16 protein-coding genes are annotated in these 19154 nt (G+C 42.0%); all 16 read left to right on the forward strand.

The genetic code is table 11. From position 1 onward, the window contains the following. Positions 1-243 precede the first annotated feature (243 nt). The gene (gene pbp2b, locus ADM50_RS04635) at positions 244-2286 is read left to right on the forward strand and encodes a penicillin-binding protein PBP2B (RefSeq protein ID WP_049484693.1); all 2043 of its coding nucleotides are present in this window, start codon (positions 244-246) and stop codon (positions 2284-2286) included. Positions 2287-2296: 10 nt separating this feature from the next. Further along, positions 2297-2893: a recombination mediator RecR gene (gene recR, locus ADM50_RS04640; protein ID WP_000966754.1), complete on the forward strand. Its 597-nt coding sequence runs from the start codon at positions 2297-2299 to the stop codon at positions 2891-2893. A gap of 173 nt (positions 2894-3066) precedes the next feature. Beyond that, positions 3067-4110 (forward strand): D-alanine--D-alanine ligase, encoded by a 1044-nt coding sequence (locus tag ADM50_RS04645; protein ID WP_049484694.1) that lies wholly within the window; start codon positions 3067-3069, stop codon positions 4108-4110. A gap of 83 nt (positions 4111-4193) precedes the next feature. Then, positions 4194-5567, forward strand: coding sequence for a UDP-N-acetylmuramoyl-tripeptide--D-alanyl-D-alanine ligase (locus ADM50_RS04650; RefSeq protein ID WP_049484695.1), 1374 nt, complete (start codon positions 4194-4196; stop codon positions 5565-5567). Further along, positions 5554-6165 carry an NUDIX hydrolase N-terminal domain-containing protein gene (locus ADM50_RS04655; RefSeq protein ID WP_049484696.1) on the forward strand — a complete coding sequence of 204 codons (612 nt, stop codon included), beginning with the start codon at positions 5554-5556 and terminating at the stop codon, positions 6163-6165. Before ADM50_RS04650 ends, ADM50_RS04655 begins: the two co-directional genes overlap by 14 nt. Before the next feature lie 196 nt (positions 6166-6361). After that, a complete protein-coding gene (locus tag ADM50_RS04660; RefSeq protein ID WP_049484697.1) occupies positions 6362-7066 on the forward strand; it encodes a YwaF family protein in 705 nt (234 codons plus the stop codon). 236 nt (positions 7067-7302) lie between these two features. Beyond that, positions 7303-8673 carry a cell division protein FtsA gene (gene ftsA, locus ADM50_RS04665; protein ID WP_000196345.1) on the forward strand — a complete coding sequence of 457 codons (1371 nt, stop codon included), beginning with the start codon at positions 7303-7305 and terminating at the stop codon, positions 8671-8673. 16 nt (positions 8674-8689) lie between these two features. Continuing rightward, a complete protein-coding gene (ftsZ, locus tag ADM50_RS04670) occupies positions 8690-9946 on the forward strand; it encodes a cell division protein FtsZ (RefSeq protein ID WP_049484698.1) in 1257 nt (418 codons plus the stop codon). Between the two features lie 3 nt (positions 9947-9949). Next, positions 9950-10621 (forward strand): YggS family pyridoxal phosphate-dependent enzyme, encoded by a 672-nt coding sequence (locus ADM50_RS04675; RefSeq protein ID WP_001049616.1) that lies wholly within the window; start codon positions 9950-9952, stop codon positions 10619-10621. 9 nt (positions 10622-10630) lie between these two features. Next, positions 10631-11161 carry a cell division protein SepF gene (locus ADM50_RS04680; protein ID WP_000053366.1) on the forward strand — a complete coding sequence of 177 codons (531 nt, stop codon included), beginning with the start codon at positions 10631-10633 and terminating at the stop codon, positions 11159-11161. Beyond that, positions 11161-11421 carry a YggT family protein gene (locus tag ADM50_RS04685; RefSeq protein WP_000576501.1) on the forward strand — a complete coding sequence of 87 codons (261 nt, stop codon included), beginning with the start codon at positions 11161-11163 and terminating at the stop codon, positions 11419-11421. The genes ADM50_RS04680 and ADM50_RS04685 overlap by 1 nt, the downstream gene beginning before the upstream one ends. Next, positions 11418-12209 carry a YlmH family RNA-binding protein gene (locus tag ADM50_RS04690; RefSeq protein WP_049484699.1) on the forward strand — a complete coding sequence of 264 codons (792 nt, stop codon included), beginning with the start codon at positions 11418-11420 and terminating at the stop codon, positions 12207-12209. The genes ADM50_RS04685 and ADM50_RS04690 overlap by 4 nt, the downstream gene beginning before the upstream one ends. An 8-nt stretch (positions 12210-12217) precedes the next feature. After that, on the forward strand, positions 12218-12472 hold the full coding sequence (locus ADM50_RS04695; protein ID WP_049484700.1) for a DivIVA domain-containing protein: 255 nt from the start codon (positions 12218-12220) through the stop codon (positions 12470-12472). A gap of 16 nt (positions 12473-12488) precedes the next feature. After that, a complete protein-coding gene (locus ADM50_RS04700) occupies positions 12489-13283 on the forward strand; it encodes a DivIVA domain-containing protein (protein WP_044020427.1) in 795 nt (264 codons plus the stop codon). Positions 13284-13535: 252 nt separating this feature from the next. Beyond that, the gene (ileS, locus tag ADM50_RS04705; RefSeq protein WP_049484701.1) at positions 13536-16328 is read left to right on the forward strand and encodes an isoleucine--tRNA ligase; all 2793 of its coding nucleotides are present in this window, start codon (positions 13536-13538) and stop codon (positions 16326-16328) included. 294 nt (positions 16329-16622) lie between these two features. Continuing rightward, positions 16623-19154: SIALI-17 repeat-containing surface protein (locus tag ADM50_RS04710; RefSeq protein WP_049484702.1), on the forward strand; the 2532-nt coding region annotated here is incomplete at its 3' end.

The raw sequence follows: 19154 nt of genomic DNA on the forward strand, positions 1-19154 counted from the left end.
TATGAGTCAAAGTCTTAAAGGTTAACGCTTTCCTAACTATTACTATCATTATATCATAGAAAATAGGATAACCAAATAAAAAGGCATTTTCAGTTAAAAGTCAAAAAATGCTTCGACTTTTCCAAGAGTTTCTCCGTAAAATATGGTACAATGAAATGTACTGAACTTCACCTGTTTACTCTATTATTTTAGGGAAAATAAAGGTGGAAATCCGGAATTTTTCTAGAAAAGAGTCTTAGTTGTATGAGAAAATTTAATAGCCATTCGATTCCGATTCGGCTTAATTTATTATTTGCGATTGTCATCCTGCTCTTTATGGCCATTATTGGTCGTTTGTTATACATGCAGGTGCTCAATAAGGATTTTTATGAAGCAAAGTTGGCATCAGCCAGCCAGACAAGGGTGACAACCAGTTCAGCTCGTGGTCAAATCTACGATGCAACAGGCAAACCCTTGGTAGAAAATACTGTCAAGCAGGTTGTTTCTTTCACACGAAACAATAAAATGACGGCAGCTGAATTGAAGGAGACAGCCAAGAAACTTCTCACATATGTGAATGTAACCTCCCCTGATCTGACAGATCGACAGATTGCAGACTACTACTTGGCGGACCAGGATATTTACAAAAAAACAGTCGAATCCTTGCCAAGTGATAAACGCCTGGATTCAGATGGGAACCGCTTATCGGAAGCGACACTTTACAATAATGCGGTTGAAAGCATTGACGTGAGTCAACTTAATTATACAGATGACCAGAAAAAGGAAATCTATCTCTTTAGTCAGCTCAATGCTGTTGAAAATTTTGCAACGGGCACCATTTCTACGGATGCCTTAGATGATACCCAAGTTGCTCTCGTTGCATCAGCGTCCAAGGAATTACCAGGTATCAGCATTTCAACCTCATGGGATCGTAAAGTACTGGATACATCTTTATCGACGATCGTCGGTAGCGTTTCAAATGAGAAGTCAGGACTTCCGGCAGAGGAAGTTGATGCTTATCTCAAAAAAGGGTATTCTCTCAATGACCGAGTGGGAACTTCCTATCTTGAAAAGCAATATGAAGATGTTCTTCAAGGCAAACGTTCCGTCAAGGAAATCCACCTCGACAAACACGGAAATATGGAAAGTGTGGAAAATGTTGAAGAAGGAAGCAAAGGAAACAATATCAAGTTAACGGTTGACCTAGCTTTCCAGAATGGTGTGGACGACCTACTCAAGAGCTACTTCAACTCAGAGTTGGGTAACGGTGGAGCAAAGTACTCTGAAGGAGTCTACGCTGTAGCTCTTAATCCTAAAACCGGTGCAGTTCTGGCGATGTCGGGTGTCAAGCATGATGTCGAATCCGGTAAATTAAGTTCAGATTCGCTTGGAACAATAACCAACGTCTTTGTGCCAGGATCTGTTGTTAAGGCAGCGACCATCAGCTCTGGTTGGGAAAATGGAGTCTTGTCAGGTAATCAAACCTTGACAGACCAGCCGATCGTTTTCCAAGGTTCGGCCCCTATCAATTCATGGTATACCTTGTCCTATGGCTCTTTCCCTATCACAGCAGTTGAGGCTCTAGAATACTCTTCTAATACCTATATGGTTCAAACTGCGCTAGGAATCATGGGACAAACCTACACACCAAATATGACAGTCGCAACGGGACAGTTAGAGACTGCAATGGGCAAATTGCGATCAACTTTTGGGGAATATGGACTCGGAGCTTCAACAGGGATTGACCTCCCAGATGAATCTACAGGATTTACGCCAAAAGAATTTGATTTAGGGAACTATATCAATAATTCCTTTGGTCAGTTTGACAACTACACACCGATGCAGCTAGCCCAGTATGTCGCAACCATTGCAAACAATGGTGTGCGTTTAGCTCCTCACATCGTTGAAGGAGTTTATGCAAACAACGACCAAGGTGGCTTAGGCAGTCTGGTTCAAGAAACAGCCATTAAGGAACTAAACAAGGTCAATATCTCAGAATCAGATATGGCTATCTTGCAGCAAGGTTTCTATCAAGTTTCGCATGGAACGAGTGCTCTAACAACTGGTCGTGCCTTTTCAAATGGCGCCGCCGTTTCCATCAGCGGGAAAACGGGTACTGCCGAAAGTTATGTTAATGGCGGTCAAAAAGCCAATAATACCAACGCAGTCGCCTACGCACCGACCGAAAATCCTCAAATCGCGGTCGCAGTCGTCTTTCCTCATAACACCAACCTTACAAACGGTGTCGGACCTTCTATTGCGCGCGACATTATCAATCTTTATCACCAACACCATCCAATGAATTAGAAAGGAACATATGCTGTATCCAACACCTATTGCCAAGCTGATTGATAGCTATTCAAAGTTACCAGGTATCGGGATTAAAACGGCTACCCGCCTAGCCTTCTATACCATTGGAATGTCTGATGACGATGTCAATGAATTTGCCAAAAATCTCCTGTCTGCTAAACGGGAATTAACCTATTGTTCCATCTGTGGCCGTTTGACCGATGATGACCCTTGCTCTATCTGTACGGATCCGACTCGAGACCAGACAACCATCTTGGTGCTAGAGGATAGTCGCGATGTGGCTGCTATGGAAAACATCCAAGAATACCACGGACTCTATCACGTCTTGCACGGGCTCATTTCTCCGATGAATGGTATCAGCCCAGACGATATCAACCTCAAGAGTCTCATGACCCGTCTTATGGATAGTGAGGTTTCAGAAGTGATCGTGGCAACCAATGCGACAGCGGATGGAGAAGCGACATCTATGTATCTCTCTCGTCTCCTCAAGCCAGCTGGTATCAAGGTCACTCGCCTAGCACGAGGTCTAGCCGTGGGAGCTGATATCGAGTATGCGGACGAAGTCACACTCTTACGAGCCATTGAAAATCGGACAGAGTTGTAGGAGTAGACAAATTTACGAACTAAATTTATTCATAAGAAAATTAAGGAGACCGACTTTGATGTTATAGGTCTCTTTTATGTTTCTTGAATTCTAGTACCATGTTCAAGTTTCAAAAAAGAAGCAAATATGATATACTAAAGAGCGAGTATTCTATTAGAATTAGGACAAGCAATATGAAACAAACAATTATTCTTTTATACGGTGGGCGTAGTGCAGAGCGTGAAGTCTCTGTCCTTTCAGCTGAGAGTGTGATGCGTGCGGTCAACTACGATCGTTTCACAGTCAAGACTTTCTTTATCAGTCAGTCAGGTGACTTTATCAAAACGCAAGAATTTAGCCAGACTCCAGGTCAAGAAGATCGTCTCATGACCAATGCGACTATTGACTGGGACAAGAAAATAGCGCCAAGTGCCATCTATGAAGAAGGTGTAGTGGTCTTTCCAGTTCTTCATGGTCCGATGGGAGAAGATGGCTCTGTTCAAGGATTTCTTGAAGTTTTGAAAATGCCTTATGTCGGCTGCAATATCTTGTCATCCAGTCTTGCCATGGATAAAATCACGACCAAGCGTGTCTTAGAATCTGCAGGGATTGCCCAAGTACCTTATGTGGCCATCGTCGAAGGTGATGATGTGACTGCTAAAATCGCTGAAGTTGAAGAAAAATTGACTTATCCAGTCTTCACGAAGCCGTCAAACATGGGTTCAAGTGTCGGTATTTCTAAGTCTGAAAATCAAGAAGAACTCCGCCAAGCTTTGGAACTTGCCTTCCAATATGACAGCCGTATCTTGGTAGAGCAAGGGGTGAATGCGCGTGAAATCGAGATTGGTCTCTTGGGCAACTACGATGTGAAGAGCACTTTGCCAGGTGAAGTGGTCAAGGATGTTGCCTTTTATGACTATGATGCCAAATATATCGACAACAAGATTACTATGGATATCCCGGCTAAAATCAGTGATGATGTGGTAGCTATCATGCGTCAAAATGCAGAAACTGCCTTCCGTGCGATTGGTGGCCTCGGTCTGTCTCGTTGTGATTTCTTCTATACAGATAAGTGCGAGATTTTCCTAAACGAGCTGAATACCATGCCAGGTTTTACTCAGTGGTCTATGTATCCACTACTTTGGGACAATATGGGAATCAGTTACCCAGACCTAATCGAGCGTTTGGTTGACCTTGCTAAGCAAAGTTTTGACAAGCGCGAAGCGCATTTGCTATAAAATGAAAGAGAGGGTAGGAGTTAGAACCATCACTGTTAGGTGAGTCGAGTTCGTGGACTTCACCCCTTTTTAAAGGAGTAGAAATGAAATTAACAATTCATGAAGTGGCACAAGCTGTTGGGGCTAAAAATGATGTCAGCATCTTTGAGGACACCCAGATAGAAAAAGCTGAGTTTGATAGTCGCTTGATTACTACAGGGGACTTGTTTGTGCCCCTCAAGGGAGCGCGTGACGGTCATGACTTTATCGAAACAGCTTTTGAAAATGGTGCAGTAGTGACCTTGTCTGAGAAAGAGGTTGCAAATCATCCCTACATTCTAGTAGACGACGTTTTGACTGCCTTTCAAATCCTCGCCGCCTACTATCTTGAAAAAACGGCAGTTGATGTCTTTGCCGTTACGGGTTCAAATGGTAAGACAACGACCAAGGATATGTTGGCGCATTTACTGTCAACAACCTACAAGACCTACAAAACTCAAGGCAATTACAATAACGAGATTGGTCTTCCTTACACAGTTCTTCATATGCCAGATGATACTGAAAAATTGGTCTTGGAAATGGGGCAGGATCACTTGGGGGATATCCATCTCTTGTCTGAATTGGCTCATCCTAAGACAGCCATTGTGACCTTGGTTGGAGAGGCTCATTTGGCCTTTTTCAAAGACCGTTCTGAGATTGCCAAAGGAAAAATGCAGATTGCAGATGGTATGGCTTCAGGTTCTTTGCTTCTGGCACCAGCTGACTCGATTGTAGAGGACTACTTGCCTACAGATAAAAAGGTGGTTCGTTTTGGGCCAGGAGCAGAGCTGGAAATCACAGACTTGGTTGAGCGCAAGAATAGTCTGACCTTTAAGGCCAATTTCTTGGAGCAAGCCCTCGATTTGCCAGTGACAGGTAAGTACAATGCCACCAATGCTATGATTGCTGCTTATGTGGCTCTTCAAGAAGGAGTGTCAGAGGAGCAAATTCATCAGGCCTTTCAGAACCTAGAATTGACCCGCAATCGTACTGAGTGGAAGAAAGCAGCCAATGGAGCAGATATTCTGTCTGACGTATACAATGCTAATCCAACAGCTATGAAGTTGATTTTGGAGACATTCTCTGCCATCCCAGCCAACGAAGGAGGCAAGAAAATCGCTGTCTTGGCAGACATGAAGGAACTCGGAGACCAGTCTGTCCAACTCCATAACCAGATGATTTTGAGCCTATCGCCAGATGTGGTGGATACCGTGATTTTCTATGGAGAAGATATTGCGGAATTAAGCCAGCTGGCTAGTCAAATGTTCCCAATCGGTCACGTTTTCTACTTCAAGAAAACAGCTGACGAGGACCAATTTGAAGACCTAGTCAAGAAGGTTAAGGAAAGCCTTGGAGCCAATGACCAAATTTTGCTTAAAGGCTCTAACTCCATGAATCTAGCCAAGCTGGTAGAAAGTTTAGAAAATGAATGCAAGTGATTTTACCAAGTATCTGCAAAGAATGCTAGCCATTACGGATACTGGATTAACCTTTACAAAAGATCCTTTCGACCGTGAGCGCTACGAGGACTTGCGAATCCTGTTATCTGAAATGTTGAATCAGGTATCAGACCTCGATGCAGAAGAAGTGGCAGAAGTCTTGAAACCAACGTCCGCTTATGCAACTCCTCTGATGGACGTCCGTGCTTGGATTGTTGAGGATGAAAAAGTCTGTTTAGTTAGAGGAAAAGGGGAGGATAGTTGGGCTTTGCCAGGTGGTTTTGGTGAAGTTGGCTATTCTCCAACCGAAAATATTCTTAAAGAAATTGAAGAAGAAACCGGTTTTACAGCAAAAACTGAAAGGTTACTTGCCGTTTTTGATACCAATCGTTTCCAACTACAGAGCAAACAATATGCAAAGTTTGTCTTTGAATGTCAACTTCTTGACGGACAATTTCAAGAAAATCAAGAAATTGCTGAACTTCAATTTTTCGCCATTGACCAATTGCCAGTCTTATCTGAAAAACGCATCACAAAAGAACAAATGGAGATTCTTTGGCAAGTTTATAAAGGACAAAGAGGCCAATATGCTGATTAGTTTATGCTAGAGAAGTTGACAAATCAAAAAAGGGTATCTGCAAGGTGCATTTCTGCAATACAAATGATATAATAGGTTGCGAATTTAAGACGCAAGTGTTCTATGCATGTCATAGAATCAAGTTTTTTCAAAAAATTTAAAAGCTGGAGAAAGTGAATTTTTTACTGCCTCTAGCTAGATGAACGAGGAATAGAATATGAATTTGTGGGATAAATTATTTACCACACAGATATCAGAACCGCCCCAGTTTGAACTTCACTGGTACACTGGTTTGTTATGTTTACTGGCTCTTACTTTCTATGCTTCTTATCGTTTTCGCGACAAAGTAGCTTACCAGCGTTTTATTCAGATCCTTCAGTCTGTTCAACTGATCGTTCTGTATAGCTGGTATTGGGGCAATCTCATGCCTCTGTCAGAAAGTTTGCCCTTCTATCATTGCCGTATCGCCATGTTTGTGATGCTCTTGATTCCAGGGACATCCAAGTACAAACAATACTTTGCCCTTTTAGGAACTTTTGGAGCCACAGCGGCACTGGCTTACCCACTCTTTGATCCCTACCCATTTCCACACGTGACCATTTTGTCCTTCATTATCGGACATGTTGCCCTTTTAGGAAATGCGCTCCTATACTTGTTTAGAAACTATCAACCTTCCCTTCTCGATTTGAAGAATATGGTGGTGATTACTTTCGCCTTAAATGGCTTGATATGGGTTGTCAACTTAGTTGTAGGTGGGGACTATGGATTTTTAAACAAACCACCACTTGTTGGAAGCTTCGGCCAGCCCTTAAATTATCTCATTGTTTCGACTGTTATCGTGATAGCAATTCGCTTAACAGGGAAATTAGTAGAAAATTTTTTACAACAAAAATCGGAAGAATTTATTCAAGAGAAGATCTAAAATGATCTTCTCTTTTTTGGATTTTTAAGAAACAAAAAGGAAATTGTGAACGTTAACTTCAAATAATCTCTTAGAAGAAGAATTTTTCTAGAATTTTCTCAAAAAACATGCAGGAATTTTATCAAAAACTAAGCACGATTGGATTTTTTGTGTTATAATATTCTTTGGATAGCTATGCCCAAACATAGTTATTAAATAGAAGTGAGAAACTTGGAAGACAGAGAGGATGCGATGTAATGACTAGAGATGGTTTTTTTACAGGCTTAGATATCGGAACTAGCTCGATTAAAGTGCTAGTAGCTGAGCATAGAGATGGCGAAGTAAATGTAATTGGTGTTAGCAATGCCAAAAGTAAAGGTGTCAAAGACGGAATTATTGTTGATATTGAAGCAGCTGCTTCAGCAATCAAATCTGCAATCACACAGGCAGAAGAGAAAGCTGGTATTTCTATTAAGTCCGTTAACGTTGGCCTTCCAGCAAACCTCTTGCAGGTTGAACCAACACAAGGAATGATTCCTGTAACTTCAGATACCAAAGAAATCACAGATCAAGATGTTGAAAATGTTGTCAAATCAGCTTTGACAAAGAGCATGACTCCTGATCGTGAAGTGATTACCTTTATTCCAGAAGAATTCATCGTGGATGGTTTCCAAGGAATCCGTGACCCTCGTGGTATGATGGGTGTCCGCTTGGAAATGCGTGGTCTGCTTTACACAGGTCCTCGTACAATTCTACACAATCTTCGTAAGACGGTTGAGCGTGTAGGCATTCATGTTGATAATGTGATTATTTCACCTTTGGCAATCGTGAACTCCGTTCTCAATGAAGGCGAACGTGAATTTGGTGCGACTGTCATTGACATGGGTGGAGGTCAGACTACTGTAGCGACTATCCGTAACCAAGAATTGCAGTTCACTAACATCTACCAAGAAGGTGGAGATTACGTTACTAAAGACATTTCTAAAGTCTTGAAAACTTCTCAAAAAATTGCAGAAAGTTTGAAACTGAACTATGGTGAAGCTTACGTTCCACTTGCAAGTAACGAAACTTTCCAAGTTGAAGTAATTGGTGAAGTAGAACCTGTTGAAGTAACAGAAAGCTATTTGGCAGAAATTATCTCAGCACGCATCAAACATATCTTTGACCAAATCAAACAAGAGTTGGAAAGAAGACACTTGTTAGATTTACCTGGAGGTATCGTCCTTATCGGTGGAAATGCAATTTTGCCAGGAATTGTTGAATTAGCCCAAGAAGTATTTGGTGTTCGCGTAAAACTTTATGTACCAAATCAAGTTGGAATTCGCAACCCTGCATTTGCGCACGTGATTAGCTTGTCTGAGTTTGCTGGTAAATTGACTGAAGTCAATCTTCTTGCCCAAAAAGCAGTTAAAGGAGATGAATTCCTTCGTCAAAAACCAATCAACTTTGGCATTCCAAATCAACGTTTGAATCCAGTAGCGCAACCAAGTCCAGCACAAGCAGCTCCAGCTGAAACTGTGCAGGAAGCTCCAGTTGCTCCCAAGGAAGAATTCCAAGCAAGTTCTCAAAGTAAACCGAAGCTAACAGAACGTTTCCGTGGTTTGATCGGAAGCATGTTTGATGAATAAAAGAGGATAAGAAATTATGACATTTTCATTTGATACAGCAGCAGCTCAAGGCGCAGTTATTAAGGTAATTGGTGTCGGTGGTGGTGGTGGTAACGCCATCAACCGCATGGTTGACGAAGGTGTTGCTGGTGTAGAATTTATCGCAGCCAACACTGATGTACAAGCCCTTAGCAGTACGAAAGCAGAAACAGTTATCCAACTTGGTCCAAAATTGACTCGTGGTTTGGGTGCTGGAGGGCGTCCGGAAGTTGGACGTAAAGCTGCAGAAGAAAGTGAAGAAGCTTTGACGGAAGCTATCACTGGAGCAGACATGGTCTTTATCACTGCTGGTATGGGTGGTGGATCTGGTACAGGTGCAGCCCCTGTCATTGCACGTATCGCTAAAGATCTTGGTGCTCTTACAGTTGGTGTCGTGACACGTCCTTTCGGATTTGAAGGAAGCAAACGTGGCCAGTACGCTGTAGAAGGAATCAACGAACTTCGCGAGCATGTTGATACTTTGTTGATTATCTCTAACAACAACTTGCTTGAAATCGTTGATAAGAAAACGCCACTTCTTGAAGCTCTTAGCGAAGCAGATAACGTTCTTCGCCAAGGTGTTCAAGGGATTACTGACTTGATCACGAACCCAGGATTGATTAACCTTGACTTTGCTGACGTGAAAACTGTAATGGCCAACAAAGGGAATGCCCTTATGGGTATCGGTATCGGTAGTGGTGAAGAACGCGTTGTTGAAGCGGCTCGTAAAGCAATTTACTCTCCACTTCTTGAAACAACTATCGATGGTGCTGAGGATGTCATCGTCAACGTTACTGGTGGTCTTGATTTGACTTTGATTGAAGCAGAAGAAGCTTCAGAAATCGTCAACCAAGCAGCTGGCCAAGGTGTAAACATCTGGCTTGGAACATCAATTGACGAAAGCATGAAGGATGAAATCCGTGTTACAGTTGTAGCGACAGGTGTTCGTCAAGAGCGAGTGGAAAAAGTAGTTGGAGCTCGTAACAACCAACCAGTTGGACGTCCATCAACTAAAGTGCCACAAGCACACACATTTGACCGTCAATTCGACTTGGAAGAAACAGCAGAATTGCCTAAATCAAGTCCTCGTCGTTTTGAAACTAACCAAGCATCTGCTTTTGGAGACTGGGACTTGCGTCGTGAGTCTATTGTTCGTCAAACAGATCCAGTTGTTTCACCAGTAGAACGCTTCGAAACACCAGTTTCACAAGATGAAGATGAATTGGATACACCTCCATTCTTCAAAAATCGTTAATCAATGAATTTGAAAAAAAATACTGAATTAGTTTTTCAGCAAATAGCTGATGCTAGTCAAGAAGCCAACCGTGCTCTAGATGCTGTTTCAGTAATCGCAGTGACAAAGTATGTAGATGTACAAACAGCGGAAGCCTTGCTTCCGCTTGGTGTCCGTCATATAGGTGAAAATCGAGTCGATAAATTTTTAGAAAAATATCAGGCCTTGAAAGATTACCCAGTTACTTGGCATTTAATAGGAACACTACAGAGACGGAAAGTGAAAGAAGTAATCCCATATGTGGATTACTTTCATGCTTTAGATTCCCTTAAGTTAGCCCAGGAAATTCAAAAGAGAACAGATCATGTTATCAAGTGTTTCTTGCAGGTCAATATTTCTGGGGAAGAAAGCAAGCATGGATTTTCAAAAGAAGAATTGCTAGAACTTTTGCCAGAATTGGCTAAGTTAGATCAGATTGAGTATGTTGGTTTAATGACCATGGCTCCTTTTGAGGCAGACAGTGATGAATTGAAAGAAATTTTCAAGGATACGCAGGCTCTGCAAGCAGAAATTAGAGAAAAACAAATCCCTAATATGCCGATGACAGAGCTAAGCATGGGAATGAGTCGTGATTTTAAGGAAGCGATTCAGTTCGGCTCAACCTTTGTTCGAATCGGTACAGCATTTTTTAAATAGGAGAGAGCTATGTCTTTAAAAGATAGATTCGATAAATTTATAGATTATTTTACAGAAGACGGAGAAGAAACGACTAACTACCAGACTCAACAAGAGGAAACAGTTAGCCCAGCCATCTCATCTTCTAAAGAATTACCAGCACCTGCTCAGTCAGGATCAGCAAAAGATGCAAATATTACTCGTCTACATGCGCGTCAGCAAGAATTGGCAATGCAAAGCCATCGTTCAGATGAGAAAGTGACAATTGACGTTCGCTATCCAAGAAAATATGAAGATGCAACTGAAATTGTAGATTTGTTGGCTGGCAATGAAAGTATTTTGATTGATTTCCAATACATGACAGAGGTACAAGCCCGTCGTTGCCTTGATTACTTGGACGGAGCCCGTCATGTCTTGGCTGGAAATATGAAAAAAGTTGCGAGCACGATGTATCTATTGACTCCTGTCAACGTTATCGTGAACATTGAAGATATCAAACTTCCAGATGAATCACAAAGCGCTGAGTTTGGTTTTGACATTAAACGAAATAGAGCAAGATAATGATTTTCTTAATCCGTTTAATCCAAAATGCGGTTAGCATTTACTCCATCATTCTCGTTGCATTTGCTCTTCTTTCATGGTTTCCAAATGCCTATGAAAGCCAGCTAGGTCGCCTAGTTATCAGACTTGCTCGTCCAGTTATTGAGCCCCTTCGTAAGCTCAATCTACAATTTGCTGGCCTTGATTTTACGGTTTGGGCAGCGCTGATTCTGATTCAGTTTGTTGGAAATCTCTTAACACGACTAGTCCTATTACTATGACAGTAAATCGAGCCATTTATCAGCATTTTTCCCAAGATGATATTCCCTTTATTGATAAGGGGTTAGAGTGGATCAAGCGGGTAGAAGATACCTATGCGCCGGTACTTACTCCTTTTATCAATCCCCATCAGGAACAGATCTTGAGGGTGCTAGCTGGGACATGTGGACTGGGTTGCCAAAGTAGTGGTGATTTTCTTCCGACGGAGTCGGTTCGTGTTCTTCTCTATCCAGATTACTTTGAACCGGAGATATCAGACTTTGAAATGGCCTTGTTGGAAATTTGCTATCCGAGTAAGTTTGAACAACTGAGTCATGGAAAAATATTGGGAACAATCATCAATCAGCTAGGAATTGACCGTAAATTATTTGGTGATATCTTGGTAGATGAAAAGAGAGCACAGATTTTTGTCAATCGCGATTTCATTCCTCTTTTTCAGGATGGAATAAGAAAGATTGGCAGACTTCCTGTATCGCTGGAGGAACGTCCTTTTACCGATAGGATTTTGTCTAAAATTGATTATAGAGAACGAGAAGTTTTAGTTTCGAGTTTTCGATTGGATGCCCTCTTATCAAGTGCCTTGAAATTATCTAGAAATCAAGCCAGTCAACTAATTGAGAAAAAATCTGTCCAGGTAAATTATCATGTGGTTGAAAAATCTGATTACCAGGTTGCAGTTGGAGATTTGATCAGTGTGAGAAAGTTTGGTCGTCTAAAAATTGTCAAAGACAATGGTCAGACCAAAAAGGATAAGAAAAAACTAACAGTCCGGTTACTTTTAAGCAAGTGAGAAAAAATATGTCGATTACACCACAAGAAATAAGTGATAAAGCTTTCTCAAGAACATTCAGAGGCTACAATCAGGAAGAAGTTGACCTCTTTCTAGATAGGATTTACTTTGAATTAGAGGAGATGATTCGATACAAAGATGAAACTGAACTCTATATCAAAAAACTAGAAGAACGTCTTTCCTATTATACGAATGATATTCCTAAGAGAACAGTAACAAGCGAGCAAGAACCAGAAGCAATTAATGATTCTATTTTTTATTAAGTAAGTGAGGAAAAGTATGCCAATTACATCGTTAGAAATTAAAGATAAAACCTTTGGTACAAGATTTAGAGGTTTTGACCCAGAAGAAGTAGACGAGTTTCTTGATATCGTTGTTCGTGACTATGAAGACTTGGTTCGTAGTAATCACGATAAAGAGACACACATCAAGAGTTTGGAAGAACGTTTGTCTTACTTTGATGAGATGAAGGATTCCTTGAGTCAGTCAGTTTTGATTGCTCAAGATACAGCTGAGCGTGTCAAACAAGCTGCTCAAGAACGTTCAAACAATATTATTCAACAAGCTGAACAAGACGCTCAGCGTTTGCTTGAAGAAGCGAAATACAAGGCAAATGAAATTCTCCGTCAGGCAACAGATAATGCGAAGAGAGTGGCTGTTGAGACAGAAGAGTTGAAGAATAAGAGCCGTGTATTCCATCAACGCCTCAAATCTACGATTGAAAGTCAATTGGCTATTGTCGAGTCATCTGATTGGGAAGATATTCTTCGCCCAACAGCTACTTACCTTCAGACAAGTGATGAAGCCTTTAAAGAAGTGGTGGGTGAAGTTCTTGGTGAAACTGTATCTTTACAACCAGAGGAAGAGCCTATTGATATGACTCGTCAATTCACACCAGAAGAGGTTGCTGAATTGCAAGCTCGTATCGAGGCAGGCAACAAAGAATTAGCTGAGTTTGAAGCTCAACAAAATCAACAGACAGAAGAAAGTGACCAGCATGAAGAGTCAGTTGAAGTAGAAGCTACTGCGGCAACTGAGAACGATGCAAATAAAGAATCTGTTCTTATCCTATAAAAAAATGTGAGAACAAGATCCAACCAACTATATTTTCAGCGAGCGGGAGATGGTGAGAGTCCTGCAATCCCTAGTGGTTAGATTATCCTCTCAATGAATTCAGTCCGAAAACAGTAAGACTGGACGTCCCCCACGTTACGGGAAAAGAGGAAAAGAGACCCTGTCTTTTTTCGAACAAAGGTGGTACCACGATTTTCGTCCTTTTTGCGAATCGTGGTTTTTATTTTGTCATTTTAAATTAAAGGAGTAACAATGAAACTTAAAGAAACCCTCAATTTAGGGAAAACAGACTTTCCTATGCGTGCTGGTCTTCCAACTAAAGAACCAGTTTGGCAAAAAGAATGGGAAGAAGCAAAACTTTACCAACGTCGTCAAGAATTGAACCAAGGAAAACCGCATTTCACCTTGCATGATGGACCTCCGTATGCAAACGGAAATATTCACGTTGGACATGCCATGAACAAGATTTCTAAAGATATTATTGTTCGTTCTAAGTCTATGTCTGGATTTTATGCTCCTTATATCCCAGGGTGGGATACACATGGTCTGCCAATCGAGCAAGTCTTGGCAAAACAAGGTGTCAAACGTAAAGAAATGGACTTGGTTGAGTACTTGAAACTTTGCCGTGATTACGCTCTTTCTCAAGTAGATAAACAACGTGAAGACTTTAAACGTTTGGGTGTTTCTGGTGACTGGGAAAATCCTTATGTGACTTTGACTCCAGACTATGAAGCAGCTCAGATCCGTGTCTTTGGTGAGATGGCTAAAAAAGGCTATATCTACCGTGGTGCCAAGCCAGTTTACTGGTCATGGTCTTCTGAGTCAGCCCTTGCTGAAGCGGAAATTGAGTACCATGACTTGCTTTCAACTTCCCTTTACTATGCTAACCGCGTCAAAGACGGAAAAGGTGTGCTCGATACAGACACTTACATCGTTGTCTGGACAACTACGCCATTTACCATTACAGCATCTCGTGGTTTGACAGTTGGAGCAGATATTGATTATGTATTGGTACAACCAGCTGGTGAATCTCGTAAGTTTGTGGTTGCTTCAGAATTGTTGAACAGTTTGTCTGAGAAATTTGGCTGGGCGGATGTGCAAGTCTTGGCAACCTACCGTGGTCAAGAATTGAATCACATCGTAACAGTCCACCCATGGGATACGGCTGTAGATGAGTTGGTAATCCTTGGTGACCACGTTACGACTGACTCTGGTACTGGTATTGTCCATACAGCCCCTGGTTTTGGTGAGGACGACTACAATGTCGGTGTTGCCAACGGCCTTGAAGTTGCTGTAACAGTTAACGAACGCGGTATTATGATGGAAAATGCTGGTCCTGAATTTGCGGGTCAGTTCTATGACAAGGTTGTGCCGACTGTTATCGAAAAACTGGGCGATTTGCTCCTTGCTCAAGAAGAAATCTCTCACTCATACCCATTTGACTGGCGTACGAAAAAACCAATCATCTGGCGTGCTGTTCCACAATGGTTTGCCTCTGTATCTAAATTCCGCCAAGAAATATTGGACGAAATTGAAAAAGTGAAGTTCCACTCAGAATGGGGGAAAGTTCGTCTTTACAATATGATTCGTGACCGTGGTGACTGGGTTATCTCTCGTCAACGTGCTTGGGGTGTTCCGCTTCCAATCTTCTACGCAGAAGATGGTACAGCTATCATGACAGCTGAAACGATTGAACATGTAGCTCAACTCTTTGAGGAACACGGTTCTATCATCTGGTGGGAACGTGATGCTAAGGACCTCTTGCCAGAAGGATTTACTCATCCAGGTTCACCAAATGGCGAGTTCAAAAAAGAAACAGATATCATGGACGTATGGTTTGACTCAGGTTCGTCATGGAATGGAGTGGTGGTCAACCGTCCAGAACTCAAATACCCAGCAGATCTTTACCTTGAAGGTTCTGACCAGTACCGTGGTTGGTTCAACTCATCACTTATCACATCTGTTGCTAACCATGGCGTTGCTCCTTACAAACAAATCTTGTCACAAGGATTTGCGCTTGACGGTAAAGGTGAGAAGATGTCTAAATCTCTTGGAAATACCATTGCTCCAAGCGATGTTGAAAAACAATTTGGTGCGGAAATTTTGCGTCTCTGGGTAACAAGTGTGGACTCAAGCAACGACGTGCGTATCTCTATGGATATCTTGAGCCAAGTCTCTGAAACTTACCGTAAGATCCGTAACACTCTTCGCTTCTTGATTGCTAACACATCTGACTTTAACCCAGCTCAAGACGCAGTGGCTTACGATGAGCTTCGTTCCGTTGATAAGTACATGACCATCCGCTTTAACCAGCTTGTGAAGACTATTCGTGATGCTTATGCAAACTTTGAATTCTTGACAATTTACAAGGCCTTGGTGAACTTTATCAACGTTGATTTGTCAGCCTTCTACCTTGATTTTGCTAAAGACGTTGTCTACATCGAAGGTGCCAAATCACTCGAACGCCGTCAAATGCAGACTGTCTTCTATGACGTACTTGTTAAAATCACCAAACTCTTGACACCAATCCTTCCTCACACAGCAGAGGAAATCTGGTCATATCTTGAGTTTGAAGCTGAAGAATTTGTGCAATTGTCTGAATTACCAGAAGCTCAAACTTTTGCCAACCAAGAAGAAATCCTGGATACATGGTCAGCCTTCATGGATTTCCGCGGACAAGCTCAAAAAGCCTTGGAAGAAGCGCGTAATGCAAAAGTTATCGGGAAATCGCTTGAAGCACACTTGACAGTTTATCCAAATGAAGTGGTGAAAACTCTTCTTGGAGCAGTGGATAGCAATGTAGCTCAACTTTTGATCGTGTCAGAATTGACCATCGCTGAAGGTACAGCTCCAGAAGGCGCAGTTAGCTTTGAGGATGTTGCCTTTACAGTTGAACGCGCTGCAGGTGAAGTTTGTGACCGTTGCCGTCGTATCGACCCAACAACAGAAGAACGCAGCTACCATGCAGTCATCTGTGATCACTGTGCAAGCATCGTAGAAGAAAACTTTGCAGATGCAGTTGCAGAAGGATTTGAAGCGAAATAATCAGATTAGAAATATGTCTTCTCATAGTTTAAGGTGAGAGGAAAGGTAAAAGAGAGAAAGTCATTTCTCTCTTTTTTTGCTGGTAAAAGCTTAGGACAAAGATGTAGAAATTCAACATTTTTAGGGAGAGTTTTAAGTTGATTTTTTGAGATTTTTTAAAAAGAGGAGTCGTGTTTTGGTACTTTTCAAAAGCATGTGTTGCTTCTAAAAATCGCGACAAATAATTTGAATAATCAAGTGAAATCAGGTAGAATAGAAAGGATTGAATAATATATTGAAGAGGAAATTTTGAGAATGAAACATCAGTTTTATGGAGAAAAACGACAGCGCTTTTCTTTCAGGAAGTTGTCCGTTGGGCTCGTTTCGGCGACTATTGGAAGCTTCCTTTTGAGTGGGCAAATAGCTGGGGACTTGACTTCTGTAAAGGCAGCAGAAATTCAAAGTCAGCAGTCTGCTCAGGTCAAATACCACTACGTAGTGGAGTCTGAATTGACGGAGGAAGAGAAGAGTGCCTTGATCAGGGAGATTCCAAAGCATGTTGAGGATGCTTCAGAGACCTATTACTTAGTTTATCGTCCGACTACTCAAGGGGATTCATCTGGAGTATTGCCTAAGACAGGTCACTCCGGCCTTTGGGAATCAACTTTTACAGCGATGGGTCTTGCATTACTAGTGCTTGTAGTAGTTAGAGGCAGGAAGGGGAAGAGGTATTTATCTTCGATCTTGTTGGTAACTGGAATGGGATCCATACTGCTATCTCCAACAGTCTTAGCAGTGACGAATATCGAACTTGCGGCATATAATCAAAGTCTTAACTTGGGTCTTGGAGATGCACTTCCAGCGCCATTGAAAATTGACGGTTACGACTATATCGGTTACTTAAAGAATGAAGAACAAAATGATAGTCATTTAGCTCATTCTGCTCATAAGGAAAATCCGACACTTGACTTGGAGAAAGAGAAGGGAAGTGAACTTAAACCGAGTGAAACAAATCTTGATATGAAAGAGATTGTTTCAGATAAGGGGGATGCTTTAACTGAGGAAGAAAGAGAAGCTATAGCTGCTAAGGAGAGAGAGTCTGCTCGTCTAAGCACCGTTTATGACTTGCCAGAGCTAAAAATTAGCGAGCAGGAGTCAATTCAAGAACTTCCTTATCAGACAAAATACCAATATACCGATGAATTGGCTCAAGGGCAATCAAAAGTCATACAATCAGGTGTTCGAGGTCAACGTACAGTGGTGACTCGTCATTATCATGAGAATCAAGAAATCGTAAAAAGCGAAATGATTTCTGATCAAGTGATGCTTGAACCTGTTTCTGAAATTATTTTAGTTGGAACAGCACCAACTAACTCGATACCAAAAGAAACTCCAGTTCACGAAGTTCCGGAATTGGCAGAATATGGTACAGCTCCTGAAACATCTCCAGTTCACGAAGTTCCAGAATTGACAGAATATGGCACCAGTCCAGAAACAGCACCAGTTCAAGAGGTTCCAGAACTGACGGAATATGGTACAACTCCTGATGCAGCCCCAGTGCATGAAGTTCCAGAATTGACAGAGTATGGCACCAGTCCAGAAACAGCACCAGTTCATGAAGTTCCAGAATTGACGGAGTATGGCACAACTCCTGAAATAGCGCCAGTTCATGAAATTCCAGAATTGACGGAGTATGGCACCAGTCCAGAAACAGCGCCAGTTCATGAAATTTTGGAATTGACGGAATATGGCACAATTCCTGAAACAGCACCTGTTCAAGAGAACTCTGAGTTGGAATTGACTACAAATGATGAGGTTAGAATAGAAAAGATTGATTTTTCTATTGACGAGCAATATACAGATGAGATTCCAGAAGGAAGCCGTCAAATCGCCACTCCGGGTGTTCAAGGCGAACGAACTATAAAGACCCGTGTCTACAGTTCTAACGGTCAAGAGCTTGACCGTCAAGAATTGTCCAACGAGGAAACCCTAGCTCCCGTAACGCAAATCGTCAAAGTCGGAACAGCTAAACCAAGCATGGTGCTAAATGAAGCACCGAAAGCAGACGCTCTTCCAGAGTATCCTTTGACATATACTGACGAAACTCGGGTTGAGAAAATAGCCTTCAACATCGAAGAGCAATATACCGATGAGCTTGTTCAAGATGCCCGTCAAATCACAACTCCAGGTGTTGGGGGTGAGCGTACGATTAAGACCCGTGTCTACAGTTCCAATGGTCAGGAAATTGACCGCCAAGAGTTGTCCAACGAGGAAACTCTAGCTCCCGTAACGCAAATTGTCAAAGTTGGCACGGCTAAGCCAACCATGGTACCAAATGAAGCTCCGAAAGCAGACGCTTTGCCAGAGTACCCGTTGACTTATACCGACGAAACTCGTGTTGAAAAAATCAACTTTAGCATTCGTGAAGAAGAAACGGATGAGCTTGTTCGAGATGCTCGTCAAATCACAACTCCAGGTGTTGAGGGTGAGCGGACTGTTAAGACTCGCGTCTACAGTTCTAACGGTCAAGAGCTTGACCGCCAAGAATTATCCAACGAGGAAACTTTAGCTCCCGTAACACAAATCGTTAAGGTCGGCACGGCTAAGCCAAACATGGTACCGAACGATCCACCGAAAGCAGACGCACTGCCAGAGTATCCGTTGACTTATACCGATGAAACTCGGGTTGAAAAAATCAACTTTAGCATTCGTGAAGAAGAAACGGATGAACTGGTTCGTGATGCTCGTCAAATCACAACTCCAGGTGTTGAGGGAGAGCGCACGATTAAGACTCGCGTCTACAGTTCTAACGGTCAAGAGCTTGACCGCCAAGAGTTGTCCAACGAG

This window comes from Streptococcus oralis (assembly GCF_001075675.1).
GTDB lineage: Bacteria > Bacillota > Bacilli > Lactobacillales > Streptococcaceae > Streptococcus > Streptococcus oralis_V.

What these genes read in the sequence shown, in the direction of transcription:
- ADM50_RS04655 (WP_049484696.1), top strand. Translation starts at nt 5,554, where the DNA reads ATGAATGCAAGTGATTTTACCAAGTATCTGCAAAGAATGCTAGCCATT.
- pbp2b (WP_049484693.1), top strand. Translation starts at nt 244, where the DNA reads ATGAGAAAATTTAATAGCCATTCGATTCCGATTCGGCTTAATTTATTA.
- ADM50_RS04695 (WP_049484700.1), top strand. Translation starts at nt 12,218, where the DNA reads ATGTCGATTACACCACAAGAAATAAGTGATAAAGCTTTCTCAAGAACA.
- ADM50_RS04700 (WP_044020427.1), top strand. Translation starts at nt 12,489, where the DNA reads ATGCCAATTACATCGTTAGAAATTAAAGATAAAACCTTTGGTACAAGA.
- ADM50_RS04690 (WP_049484699.1), top strand. Translation starts at nt 11,418, where the DNA reads ATGACAGTAAATCGAGCCATTTATCAGCATTTTTCCCAAGATGATATT.
- ileS (WP_049484701.1), top strand. Translation starts at nt 13,536, where the DNA reads ATGAAACTTAAAGAAACCCTCAATTTAGGGAAAACAGACTTTCCTATG.
- ADM50_RS04645 (WP_049484694.1), top strand. Translation starts at nt 3,067, where the DNA reads ATGAAACAAACAATTATTCTTTTATACGGTGGGCGTAGTGCAGAGCGT.
- ftsA (WP_000196345.1), top strand. Translation starts at nt 7,303, where the DNA reads ATGACTAGAGATGGTTTTTTTACAGGCTTAGATATCGGAACTAGCTCG.
- ADM50_RS04685 (WP_000576501.1), top strand. Translation starts at nt 11,161, where the DNA reads ATGATTTTCTTAATCCGTTTAATCCAAAATGCGGTTAGCATTTACTCC.
- ADM50_RS04680 (WP_000053366.1), top strand. Translation starts at nt 10,631, where the DNA reads ATGTCTTTAAAAGATAGATTCGATAAATTTATAGATTATTTTACAGAA.
- ADM50_RS04675 (WP_001049616.1), top strand. Translation starts at nt 9,950, where the DNA reads ATGAATTTGAAAAAAAATACTGAATTAGTTTTTCAGCAAATAGCTGAT.
- ADM50_RS04660 (WP_049484697.1), top strand. Translation starts at nt 6,362, where the DNA reads ATGAATTTGTGGGATAAATTATTTACCACACAGATATCAGAACCGCCC.
- ADM50_RS04650 (WP_049484695.1), top strand. Translation starts at nt 4,194, where the DNA reads ATGAAATTAACAATTCATGAAGTGGCACAAGCTGTTGGGGCTAAAAAT.
- recR (WP_000966754.1), top strand. Translation starts at nt 2,297, where the DNA reads ATGCTGTATCCAACACCTATTGCCAAGCTGATTGATAGCTATTCAAAG.
- ftsZ (WP_049484698.1), top strand. Translation starts at nt 8,690, where the DNA reads ATGACATTTTCATTTGATACAGCAGCAGCTCAAGGCGCAGTTATTAAG.